This window comes from Rhizobium viscosum (assembly GCF_014873945.1).
Classification (GTDB): Bacteria; Pseudomonadota; Alphaproteobacteria; order Rhizobiales; family Rhizobiaceae; genus Rhizobium; species Rhizobium viscosum.
Window position 1 is genome coordinate 3,889,817 of sequence record NZ_JADBEC010000001.1, and the last position, 14,062, is coordinate 3,903,878.

Here is a 14,062-nt window from a genome sequence, read left to right on the forward strand (position 1 = left end):
CACTTGCAAAATTCTCATGCATTCCGTAGTGATGCAATTGCAAGTCATTCTCAATAAGGGGTTATCCATGCTTGAAGGGGTAAGGCGGTCGGTTCTGACCGGAATGATGGGGGCGGCATTTGCGGCCATGCTGACGGTGGTCCCGGCCGCCGCGCAGGAGAAATTCAAGGCGGTCACGACATTCACAGTCATCGCCGACATCGCCAGGAATGTCGCCGGCGATGCTGCTGTCGTTGAATCAATCACCAAGCCCGGTGCGGAGATTCACAACTATCAGCCGACACCGGGCGACATCCGGCGGGCGCAGGGTGCGCAGCTGATCCTCTGGAACGGCCTCAATCTCGAGCTCTGGTTCGAGAAGTTCTTCCAGAACCTGAAGAGCGTTCCCGGAGTTGTCGTATCCGAAGGCGTCGAGCCGATGGGCATTACCGAGGGCCCTTACACCGGCAAGCCGAACCCGCATGCCTGGATGTCGCCGGCGGCGGCTTTGATCTACGTCGACAATATCCGCGACGCCTTCGTGAAGTATGATCCTGATAACGCCGAGGCCTACAAGGCCAATGCAGAGACCTACAAGACAAAGATCAAGGCTGTCATCGACCCGATCAAGGCGGAACTCGCCAAGGTTCCGGAAGACAAGCGCTGGCTGGTCTCCAGCGAGGGAGCCTTCTCCTATCTCGCCCGCGACTTCGGTTTGAAGGAACTCTATCTCTGGCCGATCAACGCCGATCAGCAGGGTACGCCACAGCAGGTCCGCAAGGTGATCGATGCGGTGCGCAAGAACAAGATCGCCGTCGTCTTCTCCGAAAGTACGATCTCGTCCGCGCCTGCCGAGCAGGTGGCACGCGAGACCGGCGCCAGATATGGCGGCGTGCTCTACGTCGACTCGCTGACCGAAGCCGATGGCGAGGTTCCGACCTATATCGATCTGCTCCGTGTCACTTCGGACACGATCGCCAAAGGTCTGATCCAGTGACGGCGCCGGTCACGAACCGCGTCCGCCTCGCATCTTCGGATGCGGGGTCAGGCATCGTCGTGAAGGGCGCCACCGTCACCTACCGCAATGGCCATACAGCTCTTCGGGAGGCAAGCTTCCAGATCCCGACGGGCACTATCTCAGCACTTGTCGGGGTCAATGGCTCCGGCAAGTCGACACTGTTCAAGGCGATCATGGGCTTCGTCCGCCTCGCCAAGGGCGAGATCCGGGTGCTCGGCGTGCCGGTCGCCGAAGCGCTCCGCAGGAACCTCGTCGCCTACGTGCCGCAAGCCGAAGAGGTCGACTGGAATTTTCCGGTCCTGGTCGAAGACGTCGTGATGATGGGCCGCTACGGCCATATGGGCATGATGCGCCTGCCGAAGGCGGCCGACCACGACGCTGTTTCGAAGGCGCTTGCCCGCGTCAATATGAGCGAGTTCCGCAAGCGTCAGATCGGGGAGCTTTCGGGCGGGCAGAAGAAGCGCGTCTTCCTCGCCAGAGCGCTCGCACAGGACGGCCGCGTCATCCTGCTCGACGAGCCCTTCACCGGCGTCGACGTCAAGACCGAAGATCAGATCGTCAAACTGCTTCGGGAATTGCGTGACGAAGGCCGAGTGATGCTGGTCTCGACGCACAATCTCGGCAGCGTGCCGGAATTCTGCGACCGGACCATTCTGATCAAGGGTACGGTGCTCGCCTATGGCCCGACAATGGAGACTTTTACGCAAGCGAACCTCGAACAGGCGTTCGGCGGCGTACTGCGTCACTTCGTGCTGAACGAGGCCACTGGCGGCAAGCCTCACGCGATCGGCGTCCTTACCGATGACGAACGTCCGCTGGTGCTTCAGGATGGCAGGGCGACGATACGAAAGCCGGAACAGGGTAACGGAGGCCGGGAATGATGACCGGCCTCCTCGAACCCTTTACCTATGATTACATGCTGAACGCCATGTGGGTCTCCGCCCTTGTCGGCGGTGTCTGCGCGTTCCTGTCCTGCTATCTCATGCTCAAGGGCTGGTCGCTGATCGGCGACGCGCTTTCCCACTCGATCGTGCCAGGCGTGGCCGGCGCCTATATGCTCGGCTTGCCCTTCGCCATCGGCGCCTTCTTCTCGGGTACGCTGGCTGCGGCTGCGATGCTCTTCCTCAATCAGCGCACCAAGCTGAAAGAAGATGCCATCATCGGTTTGATCTTCTCGGCATTCTTCGGGCTTGGCCTGTTCATGGTCTCGATCTCGCCGACCTCGGTGAACATCCAGACTATCGTGCTAGGCAACATCCTGGCGATTACGCCCGGCGATACGATCCAGCTCGCCATCATCGGCTTCGTCTCGCTTGCGATCCTCCTCGTCAAATGGAAAGACCTGATGGTCACCTTCTTCGATGAGAGCCATGCGCGCTCGATCGGCCTCAACCCGACCGCCCTCAAGATCATGTTCTTCGCACTGCTGTCGGCTTCGACGGTGGCTGCGCTCCAGACTGTGGGCGCTTTCCTCGTCATCTGCATGGTCGTCACACCAGGCGCAACTGCCTACCTGCTGACCGACCGTTTTCCGCGGTTGCTGGCCATCGCCGTCGCAATTGGTTCAATCACCAGCTTCACCGGTGCCTATGCGAGCTATTTCCTCGACGGCGCCACCGGCGGCATCATCGTTTGCCTCCAGACACTGATCTTCCTGATCGCCTTCCTCTTTGCACCCAAGCACGGAATGCTGGCAGCGCGTCGTCGCGCGGCGCAAGCGCTGGAGGCTGGACTATGAGCTTCATCGACACGCTTCTGTCGCCCTTCCAGTTCGACTTCATGGTCAACGCGCTTGTTATCTCCGTGCTGGTCGCAATCCCGATGGCATTGCTCTCCTGCTTCCTCGTCCTCAAGGGCTGGTCGCTGATGGGCGACGCGATCAGCCACGCCGTCTTCCCCGGCGTCGTCATCGCCTACATCGTCGGCTTTCCCTATGCGATCGGCGCCTTCGTCGCCGGCATGTTCTGCGCCGTCGCCACCGGCTTCCTGAAGGAAAACAGCCGCATCAAGCAAGACACGGTGATGGGTATCGTGTTCTCCGGCATGTTCGGCCTCGGCCTCGTCCTCTATGTCAAAATCCAGTCGGACGTGCATCTCGACCATATTCTGTTCGGCGACATGCTCGGCGTCTCCTGGCGCGACATCGGCGGTTCAGCTGTCATCGCCGCGATCACTGCCGGTATCATCGGCATCAAGTGGAAGGACTTTCTGCTCCACGCCTTCGATCCGGCCCAGGCGAGAGCCGTGGGTCTGCGCGTCAACCTGCTGCACTATGGTCTGCTCTCCCTGATCTCGCTGACCATTGTCGGGGCGCTGCAGGCCGTCGGCATCATCCTGGCCATCGCCATGCTGATCGCGCCCGGAGCCATCGCCTTTCTGCTGACGCGGCGGTTTGGCACGATGCTGGTTCTTGCCGTTGTCATCGCAGTGGTCGGTTCCTTCCTCGGCGTCTATCTGTCGTTCTTCATCGACAGCGCACCGGCGCCAACCATCGTCCTCCTGCTCTCGATCGTCTTCGTCATGGCGTTCCTCCATGCCACCCGAAAGGCGGCGAGAGTTGAGACGCGCGAAACTGTCTGAGATCCTTCTCGTGCTGGCACCAGGGATGGGGCAGGGCCGACCCCGAACTTTCTGCGATCGGCCGCGTTCCCGGATCAAAGGAGGCAATCGATGTCCCAACGGAAATTCAGGAAACTCACTCACCGCCTTCTCGACCGGTTTGACGATGTCCAGTCCCTGCTCGACGAGATCGAAGGCAGCGCGATAAAACTCCAGGCGACCTGCGATGACGAGGCCGAGGGCGAGCGTGTCACGCACCCTGTCGTGCAGCTGCCGCAATGGCCGCGGCATGGGGCAGCACCAGCCGCGCTCTAACGCCTGCTCAGGCGCGCTCGCGTCTGCCGGCGAACAGATCCGCATGCGCGGAAAAGAGCGCGCTCAGCCTGTCGATCACCATGCGCACTTCCGGCCGCTGGCGCTCATCCTCATGCACGGTGATCCAGATATCATAGGTCAGGCTGTCGGTCACAGGCCCGGCGCGGACGAGGCCGGGTTCGGCGTCGCCCATGAAACAGGGCAGCAGGCCGCGGCCGGCGCCGCCGCGGATGAGGTGGAGCAGCATCAGCGGCGTGTTCGTCCAGCTGGTGATCCAGTGGTCCGGCTGCTCGAAGGTCCATTTGTCGGCGGGTGTCACTGCAATCTCGGTTCCCAGCGAAATCCAGTTATGATTGGCGGCGCTGAAGGTGGCGGCCTGATAGGCTGCGTGGGCAACGGAGACGGAGCGGCGCGTGGCGAAATTGCCGCGTTCCGGGCGGCCGTGCATGATGGCGAGATGCGCCTCGCGATAGGTGAGGTCGAGGCCGGTATCGAGCGCCTTGTAGCACATGCGGAACCTGTCTTCGGGCTGCCAGACGGCGGGCAGGTGGCCGGCGATGAACCATAACATCCAGGCATCGGCACCGGTCGAAACGATCGGCAGGGTCAGCACGTCGCCGCGCCAGTCGGCGATCGCCTCGGCCGCCTCCTGCATGACGAGAACGCGCTCGAACAGCGCCTCGCCGTCGCTGGCGAGCAGATAGCCGGTCGGGCCGCGCCGAAAGAGCGTGCGCCCGGTCGCCCGCTCCAGCGCCAGCATCCGCCGGCCGATCGTGGGTGCGCTGAGGCCGGTGCGCGCTGCGGCACCCGTCAGGCCGCCCGATGTCGCGACATGGAAGAAGAGCTGCAGGTCATCCCAGCTTGCCTCTTTCATGGCTGAAAACCCCCTTTTATCCGCGCATCTACCTTTGCGGGTGAGCACGCCTTAGCTCAGTTGCATCTGACATAGATGGAGGCAGGATGATGCTTCTCAACTGGATCATGCTCGCTAACGAGCTTAACAGGAAAAGCCGCCGGCAGAGACAAGACCCGCTCGCCGATCCGCTCGATGCACCCGAATGGGATGGTCTGCGATGGGCCCTGCCGCTTCTGAGCCTGTTAGCGCGGGGACAATACAAGGCCGATCAGGCGCCCGCGCCAAAGAACCGGGTGAAATGTGTAATGACGGCATCAGGCGCCTCCTCGGCAATGAAATGACCGCAGGGCAGGGCTTCGCCCTTGACAGCATTTGCCCAGGCCCGCCACGGCCCAAGACCATCCTTGCCCTTCAGCGTGCTGCACCCCAGAGCATCAACAGCGGCATGTCGAGTTTGCGGCCGCGATCCTGCTCGTCAAGTTCGCGGTCGATCGTCCAGCCGGCACGACAATCTTCGGCCCAGGCGTGCAGGCTTTTAGGGTCTTTGGCTGCGCGGCGAGAGCGCTTCTTGATTAGGCCGACTGATGCTATGATCATTTCGAGTGCATCTTGGGGGAGGTGTTAATCATGTGGGAAATGATCAAAGAATTAGCACAAACATTGTTTGGAAATATCATCGCACTTCTGCTGGTTGCTGGATTTTTTCTGCTTATATTGGGTGCTTCTGGTGGGATAACCTACGGTTATCTCCTTCCGATTAGCAACGTCTACGCCAGAGGAGCATTAATTTTCCTTGGTGTCGTACTAATTGCCGTCGCAGTAGCATTACACGTTTTTGCGGGCCGTTATGCAAGCGGTGTGGACAAACGTATAGACCCAAAAAGCTTCGGTATTGAAATTACACACCCTAAAAATGGTGATTTTGTTGATGTTTTTAACGTCGACGGAAATATAAAAAAGCAAATTCCGCCGGGTTATAAGATGATATTGTTGGAGTTTTATCCAAGCGACGGTGGATTTAGGCCGGTTGGGCACATTTCTGTAGATATGGATAAGAACACGTGGCGTGCAGAGGGGATTGAAATATACGGAAGGGGCGAGCAGAAGCGCCGGATTTGTGTTTACCTGGTTGGGCGCACGGGGATGATCCTTCTCGAGTATTTTCGAGGCGCCGCCAAGATCCACTATAAGACGATAGAAGCACTGAAGGCGGCGAGGGCTGCATCGAACCTCGATCCCGACACTGCTGTTCAGTGGCTGCCTCTCATTCCATTAACAACCCCCGACATGCTCGAATGTCACCATGTCTCCGTTACAAAGAAGACTTGATTAGATGATCTGGCGCGGACCTGTTGGCGCGTACAGCCTGCGGATGCCTTTCGGTTTAACTTGCGACCAAACATAGATACTGTTCGGGCAGATTGTAAAGCTGCACGATTTACCACGGCGAAGACTGCTCCTTCTCCGCGGGCCGCGGCCAACGTCTGGGCGTGAACGGCAGAAGAGAGCGGGAAAAAATAGTTCGAAAAGTCGAAACCGCCGAAGATCGCGCCGACGACGGGCATGATGAGGTTGTCGGTCAGCGACTTGACGATGCCGCCGATGATGACGCCGACGGCGAGATCCATGACGTTGCCCTTTGCAATTAATGATTGGAACTCGCTGATAACGCTTATTTTATTTCCTTCGAACATAAGGGACTCGAGGGCCTAACGATAGGGAAGGCAGCCAGGTTCCGCGACGCAGCAATTTTTTCATGTTGGCAGGCGGCTTCGGCCTACGCGCCCTCGTCGGGAATGTTGAGGACTTCGCCGCATGCCTTGCAGTGGACGGCGTCGGCATCGTGGCGCTGCAGGCCGCAGCGGTGGCAGGCAAAGGTCACCTTGTGCGGCCGCACCACCGCCTGCGCCAGGCGCACGAAGAGCGAGATGCCGACGATCATGGTGACGACCGAGGTGAGCTTGCCGAGCGTGCCGGGCAGGGTGATGTCGCCGAAGCCCGTCGTGGTGACGGTTGCGACGGTGAAATAGAGCGCATCGACGAAACCTTCGCCTCCCTCCCGGTCATAGAAGAAGGATGTGTAGACGAAACCGGTGACGAGGAAGAGGAAGACCACGAAATTGATGACCGCCCGGACGACATCGATCCGGTCGACACAGCCCATCCTGCGCAGCGCCTCCTTCAGCAGCGGGCTGCGGCCGATCGCCCACAGCCGCATGACCCGCAGGAAGGCGAAGTTGAAGAGCGCATCGGGGAAGAGCAGGGTTGCCAGCACGATGAAATCGATCCAGGTCATTGGCCGCAGGATCCAGCTGCGCAGAGACGGTGCAGCAATGGCGCGCGCCGCGATCTCGGCGGCGATCCAGACGGCGATGACGTAATCGATGACGAGATAGGTGGGGGCAGCGCGGAAATAGGGGCCGAGCACGAAGAAGGCGAGAATGGCGATGTCTATGACGGTAAAGAGGAACTGCAGGAGGATGGCCTTGCGGCCTTCGCCCCGCTCGATGCGCCGCAGCCCCTCGCGCAGGCTTTTGTGATGCGTCGTCTTGTCGTCGAAGAGATGATCCATGCTGGCGAGATAGCTCGCTTGCCGCAGGTATCAACGGCGGTCAATCCAAGGACAAGCCCGGAATTAGGTAGCAACTGCCACCAAACTAAGTTGGTGCGTTTGGCAGCTACGCCATCAGCGGACATTCGCGCTGCACTCACCGGAGGCACGGCGCATCAATGCGACCTTACCGCAGCTTGAATCCTCTTGCTTCTACCGTCGCCCGCAGATTCTCGCGCCCGTCCATATAGAGAAGGTCGTTCGCCGAGTAGCCCACAGCCTCGGCAAACGACTTTTCCTTCATTCCGAGGTCTTGACGGAAGCGCTTGAACGGCCCCTCGTAGTGCGAAATTCGTTCCGCTCGGTCAGCTTCATAGCGATCCCTATGCAATACGACGTCCTGCGATGGACGAGGACGCAGACGGCCCTGCGCTTCCGGGGCAGGATAGCCAACCACCATGCCGAATGTGACGTAACTGTAGCCAGGCAAGTCAAGCAAGTCGGCGACCTCCTGCGACTTGTTTCGCATCCCGCCAATATAAACCACGCCAAGCCCCAGCGACTCTGCGGCAAGGGCCGCGTTCTGGGCAGCCAATGCGGTGTCGATCGTGGCCATCACTAAGGCATCGAGATAGTCGTGAACGATGGCGCTGCCACCGGCCGCTTTTGAAATCGCATTGTTCCGAGATTGGTCCGCGACCCAAAGGAGAAACGCCGGTGCATCCTCAATGAATGGGTTGCCCCAGCCGGAAACGCGATATAGCTCCGATTTCACCTCGGGGTCTGTGACTGCGATCACACTCCACATATGCAGATTTGAAGACGATGACGCAGATTGAGCCGCGGCTACCATGGTCTCCAAAGCGCCATCAGGGAGCCCATCGGGAAGGAAACGACGAACCGAACGATGGTTCATCATGTGCTCAATGTGAGCGTTCCAAATGATGCCTTTCGGCTCATGACCTTGGCCATAGCGCTCTTCAAGAATTTGCGCGTGACGTTCGGTTTGCATTTTGAACTCCTGCCATTTGTCGTGGACAGGATTTACGTTTCAATGAATAAGAGATTTAGGCCCCCTTGGTGGAATGCCTTTTCACCACGATGGACAATCGAAGCGCGGACAAGCCATGGATCAGTTCAACGCCATCCGTGCTTTCATGAGGATCGTCGAGACCGGGTCGCTGTCGAAGGCCGCCATCAGCCTCGATATGCCGAAATCAACAGCGAGCAAGCTTCTCGCTGATCTTGAAGCCCATCTGGGTACCAAGCTCTTGCAACGGTCGACCCGCAGCGTTGCGCTCACCGCCGAAGGTGCAGCCTACTACGAGCAGGTCGGTCATGTGATGACCAGCCTGCAGGACGCCGATTTGTCGGTTCGCGAGACGAGCACCAGCCCGAGTGGGCGAGTTCGGGTCGATGTGCCTTCATCTCTCGCCAACACCCTGGTCATACCCGCGCTCGGACATTTTCGTACGCTCTACCCCGACATCCAACTTGCAATCGGCATCAGCGACAGACCCGTGGCATTGATCGAGGAGGCAGTTGATTGTGTTCTGCGGGTAGGTCATTTGCCCGACACGTCACTGATTGCGAAGACAATCTACGAAGATCGCCTCATCACTTGTGCCAGCCCGGAATATCTGGCGGCGAGAGGTACGCCTGCCACACCGGGCGAACTGCAGCAGGGCCATGACATTGTTGGTTACTTCTCGGCGCTCACCGGCGAAGCTCGCCCTCTGGTGTTCAAGCGTGGCGACGAGATAATGGAGATTGGAAGTGCCAACCTCCTTGCAAACGAAAGCACCGGGCAGCGATCCATGGTCCTTGCTGGCTTAGGCATCGGCCAATTGTTCCGTTCCACCGTGATAGGCCATTTGGAAACGGGCACGCTGGTCAGCATTCTGGACGACTGGAGCAAAGACACCGCACCGATCTCACTTCTTTATCCTGCCTCAAAGAAGCTCACGCTTCGGGTTCGCGTCTTCATAGACTGGCTGACTGACTATCTTCGTAATCATTATCGGGGCAATGCTGGATGATCGGTGTCGGTTTCAATGACCGCTAAAGGCCGACCGCGGTCATTGGTGGCAACTGCGACCGAAGTCTGGACAAGCCTTCAGCCGCTCGCAGCAGATGGGCTCACTGTTTGCCGCGGGCTTTTTTCCCGACCCTGCGCAGCTCTTTCTTGTCGATGAAGTGGTCGGTCGCACCGGGCTCCTTGTCCGGATGGGAGATTTCCACATCCAGCTCGTCGGGCAGGTCGAGTGCCTGCTTGGTATTCATGATGCCGAGCGGCACTCGGCCTTCCTCGGTTTTTGCGGCGACTTCGACGAGCGGTTTTGTCTTGTGGGCCATGAAGCGCTCCTTTCTCTAAAAGCGCAACGCGGGGCGGACTCGCCTGTTCCATCGAGGGGGAGAATTTGCCCTCTGCCAATGTGATTTGCGGGCACGTTGACGGGCTTGACAGGTCATGAGGCGTTGTTGTCCGTGGCGAGCCAGTGCTGCGGCCTGTGGCCCCCTTGTATCTGCACCTTGATGAATGTGTAGGATTGAAGCGACTGAGCCTCTTGCCGGGTGGCCACCCGGCAAGAGGCGTGGCGGCGTCGCCCGTTCCCCCTTCGGTTACAACCGTGGATGAGCCAGGGATCGTCGCCATCGTCACGTACGACCGAACAGTCGCTCGGTTCCAACCGCACGCACAAGGCAGGTTACCGTGAACAGCATCATATGTGGAGTGGATGTTTCGAAGGACTGGCTGGATGTGTTCATCCGCCCGTTGAGTGTTTCCCGGCGGTTCAGCAACGATGCCGACGGCATTGGTATGTTGGCCGAACTCTGCCGGGCCGAGGCGGTCGAGCTCGTCGTCATGGAGGCGTCGGGCGGTTATGAGCGGCGGGCCTTCCTGTTGTTGTGGGAGATGGGGATCGCCTGTTCGCTCGCCAATGCGCGCAATGTGCGCCGCTTTGCCGAAGCCATGGGCTTTCTGGAAAAGACCGACACGATCGACGCGGCGGTGATTGCTCATTATGCCCAAGTCAAGCCGCTGCGTGCCTTGCCCCCGCCGAAGCCGGCGCAGATGCGGCTGCAGGCGCTGGTGGCGCGGCTGTCGCAGGTCACCGGCGATCTGATCATCCAGAGGCAGCGCAGAGGCGTTGCCAATGATGCACAGGCTCTCGAAAGCCTCGATGAGGTGATCGCGCTTCTGGTGCGTCAGAGCCGCAGGCTGGAAGGCGAGATCGCCTCGATGATCGACGACGATCCGCTCTGGGCCATCCTCAACCAGGCCTTCCGTTCCATCAAAGGTGTTGCCTCGCGCACCGTTGCCCGGCTGATGGCCGAATTGCCCGAGATCGGCCGGATCTCTAACAAGGCGATCGTCAAGCTTGCGGGCCTTGCGCCGATTGCCAACGACAGCGGCAAGAAAAACGGACCACGGCCGGTGCGCGGCGGACGCAGCGGACCGCGCAGCATCCTCTTCCTGGTCGCCGCCATCGCTGCCAGATACGACCCGCATCTGGGCGCCTTCCAGCAACGGTTGCAGGCGGCGGGCAAACCGAAAATGGTCATCCGCATCGCCCTCGCCAGAAAGCTCCTCGTCATTCTCAATGCAAAAGCACGAGACGCGCGAAGGGAATTCCAATATGCAACTTGACACACAAGATAGTCGCTCATCCGCCCTTCGGGCACCTTCTCCCCGAGGGGAGAAGGGGAGTATGCTGCACCGTTCCGACGAAGGTGTTTTCAGGCGAGCGAAGCGTTTGCGACGACACTCCTTCTCCCCAGCGGGGAGAAGGTGCCCGAAGGGCGGATGAGGGGGCCACAGGCGAAAGCGGGCAAACCTCCACACACACGCCACACCCACCGTCGGAACAAACAGCATGTGCTGGCGTTCGGTCCTCGCGAACACATTCAATTCACGGAGGATTCTCAAATGGGTCGCGGTATTCTTCTCTGGCTGCTTGGTATTCCCCTACCGATCGTCATTCTTCTCGTCCTCTTCATGCGATAGGAGGCCGCCATGTCTCTTGCTGAAGACAGAGTTATCGCCGGCAGCCACACCGATGTGATGCCGGTCGAATCTTCGAAACCTGCCATCGCCTGGGGGCCGATCTTTGGCGGCGCCGTGGCGGCGACGGGTATTACGCTCATCCTCTTGCTGCTCGGCTCCGGCGTGGGGCTGACGATGGTGTCGCCCTGGTCGGGTGAAAGCAGTTCGGCGGCCACCGTCGGCATCACCGCGGCGATCTGGCTGGTCGTCGTGCAGTGGCTTTCCTCGGCCCTTGGCGGCTATCTGACCGGGCGGCTCCGGACAAAATGGGCGGCGGTGCATACGGATGAAGTGTTCTTCCGCGATACTGCCCACGGTTTCCTCAGCTGGGCGCTCGCGACTGTCTTCGTCGCCGGCTTTCTGGCCTCGTCGCTGACCTCGCTTGCGGGGGCAGGCGCAAGTGCTGCCGGTCAGGCCGCCATGGTCGCCGGAGATGCCGCCGCCGCCTCGGCCTCGGACACGAGTTCGGCTAGTACACCCACGGCCTATTTCACCGATGCGCTGCTGCGGCCGCAGAATATCGCCAACCGCGCCAACGATGATAACGGCGCGGCGGCTGCCGAAATCTCCCGCATTCTCCTGCAGGGCGCAGCGAACGGCTCGGTGCCTGACGGTGACAAGACCTATATTGCCGGCATCGTCTCGGCCCGCACGGGGCTTCCGGAAGCCGATGCGCGCGCAAGAGTCGATACGGTGCTGAAGCAGATCGACGATGCCAAGGTCGCGGCACAGGCTGCCGCCGACAAGGCCCGGAAGGCTGCGGCCACCTCGGCCCTGATCGGCTCGCTGTCGCTGCTGGTCGGCGCCTTCATCGCCGCTGCCGCCGCCGCCTTCGGCGGGCATCAGCGGGATGAGGAAGAGGATCTGATCGCGACCAGCCGCGGGCCGCTGGTCTAGCGGGTCATACGGCGCCCGGTACGGGCGCCGTATGACGCTTCAGGCAGCCTGGGCGGTCTCGGTGTCCCAGGCAAGTTTTGCGCATTCATCGCCGTTCGACCTCCAAATTTCCCAGGCGAAACATCTGCGCGAAGAATGCCTTGTCGGGCAGGCGGCGCAGCAGGGCGGCGATCGCGGCACATGCTGCTACGGCGAAGATGAGCCGGCCGGTCAGAACGCCGTGAAGATCCGCGCCGAGCGATATCACCACGATCGTGTCCTCGATCACGCTATGCGCAAAGCCCATGAACACGCATGAGAGAAAGATCTGGCGCGGCGATATCGCCCCCGATTGCGCCTCGCGGATCAGCAGGCCGGCGCCGTAGGAAATGCCCAGAAACAGGCCGATGGCTGTGAGATGTTCGGCCTCGCCCCGGATGCCGGCGAGGCGCAGCACAGGAGAAAGCGCCTTCATCATCAGGCCCAGCAGCCCGGTCACCTTGAGGATTTCAAGGCCCCAGGACAGGAGGACGAGGATGAGAAGCATCCAGACCATGGTCTCGGCAAGCCCCGTGAGATAGCCGGCCCAATCGGGCGTTGCGCTCATCGGCAGCCAGACGTGATTGGCCGGGCCAGCGAGCCAGCCTGTCGCGGTGAGAACATGGTGCAGAAGGAAGGCATAGAGCAGGCCGCCCGCGATGCGCAGCGTGGTCGTCGCGATCATGCCCGGACCCGCCTTCTGGATGATCTTCTGTTCGATCGGCAGACCATGCGCGAACAGGATGAGGGCTGAGAATACCGTGATGTCAGCGACGCTGAGCGAGGATGCGGGAACGAGGGTGAAAACCAGGGGAATGGCACCCCAGATCCCCACCAGCATGCCCGTCAGCCAGGCCACGCCCAGCTCCGGGGGCAGCCCGACCAGGTTCATGACGGGCGCAAAGACAGGGGCGACCGCCTTGACCGCACCCATCCTCGACAGAAGCTCGGTCAGAATAGCGATCGGAACCGTGATGCGGACAAGCACCCAGTAAATTGCGAGTGTTTGCCCGGTATTGCGCCGGATGAGCGATAGGAACGACATTTGAGACCTCCTCTGTGGTGTCACAATCTGTTAGTCCCGTTCGCTTCGAATTTGCGGTCAAAGATTGCAGCGGTTTGCAATTTTATTGCAATTGTGTCTCCGGTCGATATGCTCCCGGGAATGGATCGTATCGACCGAAAACTTCTGAACCTGATGCAGCGCGACGCATCGCGCACCAATATCGATATGGCCGAGGAGGTGGGTCTCGCTCCCTCCAGCTGCCTGCGCCGTGTGCAGCGGCTCCACAAATCGGGCGTGATCGACCGCATCGTTGCAATCCTCAATCCCGCCAAGGCCGGACGCGGGATCAAGGCGCTGGTGACGGTGGAAATGAAGTTGCACGGCGAGGCGCATATGCGCCGCTTTCTGGATCTTGCAATCGCCGAAGAGGCCGTTTCGCAAGCTTATTCCGTCACCGGCGAAACCGATGTCGTCCTGATGCTGCGCCTGCGCGATATGGAAGAATTCGATTTGCTGTGCGACAGGCTTTTCCGCGACGAAAACAATGTTGCGCGCTTTTTCACCATGGTCGTTATCCGCACGGCGAAAGAGGAGACTGCCATCCGGCTTTGATCGGCTCGCCGGAGGGAGCTGCTGTCTTTGATGTCGTGCCGTGTAGCACCCCCCTCTGTCCTGCCGGACTGCCGGGGCCGAGCCACGGGTCTCGGCCCGTCCTTCGGACCCCCACAGGTGGGGAGATTGGCTGGGGGCGCGCCGGTTTCCCCAATCAATAAGCGTCGCAAACTGCACGACGTCAGCGAAGGGCGAAGGTCAAG

17 protein-coding genes and 1 pseudogene are annotated in these 14,062 nt (G+C 60.3%); 11 read left to right on the top strand and 7 right to left on the bottom strand.

Annotation, left to right across the window (positions count from 1 at the left end):
* Window positions 1–67: 67 nt before the first annotated feature.
* From H4W29_RS19210 to H4W29_RS19230, 5 genes are all read left to right on the top strand, one after another.
* Window positions 68–976 (top strand): metal ABC transporter substrate-binding protein, encoded by a 909-nt coding sequence (locus tag H4W29_RS19210; RefSeq protein WP_376776572.1) that lies wholly within the window; start codon window positions 68–70, stop codon window positions 974–976.
* Window positions 973–1,878, top strand: coding sequence for a manganese/iron ABC transporter ATP-binding protein (locus H4W29_RS19215; protein WP_192730331.1), 906 nt, complete (start codon window positions 973–975; stop codon window positions 1,876–1,878). The genes H4W29_RS19210 and H4W29_RS19215 overlap by 4 nt, the downstream gene beginning before the upstream one ends.
* The gene (locus H4W29_RS19220; protein ID WP_281401371.1) at window positions 1,875–2,735 is read left to right on the top strand and encodes a metal ABC transporter permease; all 861 of its coding nucleotides are present in this window, start codon (window positions 1,875–1,877) and stop codon (window positions 2,733–2,735) included. The genes H4W29_RS19215 and H4W29_RS19220 overlap by 4 nt, the downstream gene beginning before the upstream one ends.
* Window positions 2,732–3,577, top strand: coding sequence for a metal ABC transporter permease (locus H4W29_RS19225; protein ID WP_192730332.1), 846 nt, complete (start codon window positions 2,732–2,734; stop codon window positions 3,575–3,577). Before H4W29_RS19220 ends, H4W29_RS19225 begins: the two co-directional genes overlap by 4 nt.
* Before the next feature lie 90 nt (window positions 3,578–3,667).
* A complete protein-coding gene (locus H4W29_RS19230) occupies window positions 3,668–3,871 on the top strand; it encodes a hypothetical protein (RefSeq protein WP_192730333.1) in 204 nt (67 codons plus the stop codon).
* 7 nt (window positions 3,872–3,878) lie between these two features.
* On the opposite strand, the gene H4W29_RS19235 is transcribed toward H4W29_RS19230, so the two are convergent.
* Window positions 3,879–4,745 (bottom strand): LysR family transcriptional regulator, encoded by an 867-nt coding sequence (locus tag H4W29_RS19235; protein ID WP_192730334.1) that lies wholly within the window; start codon window positions 4,743–4,745, stop codon window positions 3,879–3,881.
* Window positions 4,746–4,831: 86 nt separating this feature from the next.
* Here H4W29_RS19235 and H4W29_RS19240 point away from each other — a divergent pair, with 86 nt between their 5' ends.
* Window positions 4,832–5,068 carry a hypothetical protein gene (locus H4W29_RS19240; protein WP_246517242.1) on the top strand — a complete coding sequence of 79 codons (237 nt, stop codon included), beginning with the start codon at window positions 4,832–4,834 and terminating at the stop codon, window positions 5,066–5,068.
* A gap of 70 nt (window positions 5,069–5,138) precedes the next feature.
* Here H4W29_RS19240 and H4W29_RS34395 read toward each other — a convergent pair whose 3' ends face one another.
* The gene (locus H4W29_RS34395) at window positions 5,139–5,324 is read right to left on the bottom strand and encodes a hypothetical protein (protein ID WP_246517244.1); all 186 of its coding nucleotides are present in this window, start codon (window positions 5,322–5,324) and stop codon (window positions 5,139–5,141) included.
* A gap of 30 nt (window positions 5,325–5,354) precedes the next feature.
* Between H4W29_RS34395 and H4W29_RS19250 the strand changes: the two genes are divergently transcribed.
* Window positions 5,355–6,056, top strand: coding sequence for a hypothetical protein (locus tag H4W29_RS19250; RefSeq protein ID WP_192730335.1), 702 nt, complete (start codon window positions 5,355–5,357; stop codon window positions 6,054–6,056).
* 116 nt (window positions 6,057–6,172) lie between these two features.
* Here H4W29_RS19250 and H4W29_RS34400 read toward each other — a convergent pair.
* From H4W29_RS34400 to H4W29_RS19265, 3 genes and pseudogenes are all read right to left on the bottom strand, one after another.
* Window positions 6,173–6,421: pseudogene (locus tag H4W29_RS34400) on the bottom strand (MscL family protein); the annotation flags it as partial.
* A gap of 83 nt (window positions 6,422–6,504) precedes the next feature.
* Window positions 6,505–7,299, bottom strand: a complete 795-nt coding sequence (locus tag H4W29_RS19260; RefSeq protein WP_192730337.1) for a potassium channel family protein — start codon at window positions 7,297–7,299, stop codon at window positions 6,505–6,507.
* Between the two features lie 166 nt (window positions 7,300–7,465).
* Window positions 7,466–8,290: a nitroreductase family protein gene (locus tag H4W29_RS19265; RefSeq protein ID WP_192730338.1), complete on the bottom strand. Its 825-nt coding sequence runs from the start codon at window positions 8,288–8,290 to the stop codon at window positions 7,466–7,468.
* A 115-nt stretch (window positions 8,291–8,405) separates the two neighbouring features.
* On the opposite strand from H4W29_RS19265, the gene H4W29_RS19270 reads away from it, so the two are divergent.
* Entirely contained in the window at window positions 8,406–9,317 is a 912-nt protein-coding gene (locus H4W29_RS19270; protein WP_192730339.1) for a LysR family transcriptional regulator, read from the top strand.
* 100 nt (window positions 9,318–9,417) lie between these two features.
* Here H4W29_RS19270 and H4W29_RS19275 read toward each other — a convergent pair whose 3' ends face one another.
* The gene (locus H4W29_RS19275; protein WP_192730340.1) at window positions 9,418–9,633 is read right to left on the bottom strand and encodes a hypothetical protein; all 216 of its coding nucleotides are present in this window, start codon (window positions 9,631–9,633) and stop codon (window positions 9,418–9,420) included.
* A gap of 358 nt (window positions 9,634–9,991) precedes the next feature.
* On the opposite strand from H4W29_RS19275, the gene H4W29_RS19280 reads away from it, so the two are divergent.
* Together H4W29_RS19280 and H4W29_RS19285 are read left to right on the top strand one after the other, a co-directional pair.
* On the top strand, window positions 9,992–10,930 hold the full coding sequence (locus H4W29_RS19280) for an IS110 family transposase (RefSeq protein ID WP_192730234.1): 939 nt from the start codon (window positions 9,992–9,994) through the stop codon (window positions 10,928–10,930).
* A gap of 366 nt (window positions 10,931–11,296) precedes the next feature.
* The gene (locus H4W29_RS19285; RefSeq protein ID WP_192730341.1) at window positions 11,297–12,223 is read left to right on the top strand and encodes a hypothetical protein; all 927 of its coding nucleotides are present in this window, start codon (window positions 11,297–11,299) and stop codon (window positions 12,221–12,223) included.
* Window positions 12,224–12,308: 85 nt separating this feature from the next.
* On the opposite strand, the gene H4W29_RS19290 is transcribed toward H4W29_RS19285, so the two are convergent.
* On the bottom strand, window positions 12,309–13,286 hold the full coding sequence (locus H4W29_RS19290) for a nucleoside recognition domain-containing protein (protein WP_192730342.1): 978 nt from the start codon (window positions 13,284–13,286) through the stop codon (window positions 12,309–12,311).
* 120 nt (window positions 13,287–13,406) lie between these two features.
* On the opposite strand from H4W29_RS19290, the gene H4W29_RS19295 reads away from it, so the two are divergent.
* On the top strand, window positions 13,407–13,859 hold the full coding sequence (locus H4W29_RS19295; RefSeq protein ID WP_192730343.1) for an Lrp/AsnC family transcriptional regulator: 453 nt from the start codon (window positions 13,407–13,409) through the stop codon (window positions 13,857–13,859).
* The last annotated feature ends 203 nt before the right edge of the window (window positions 13,860–14,062 follow it).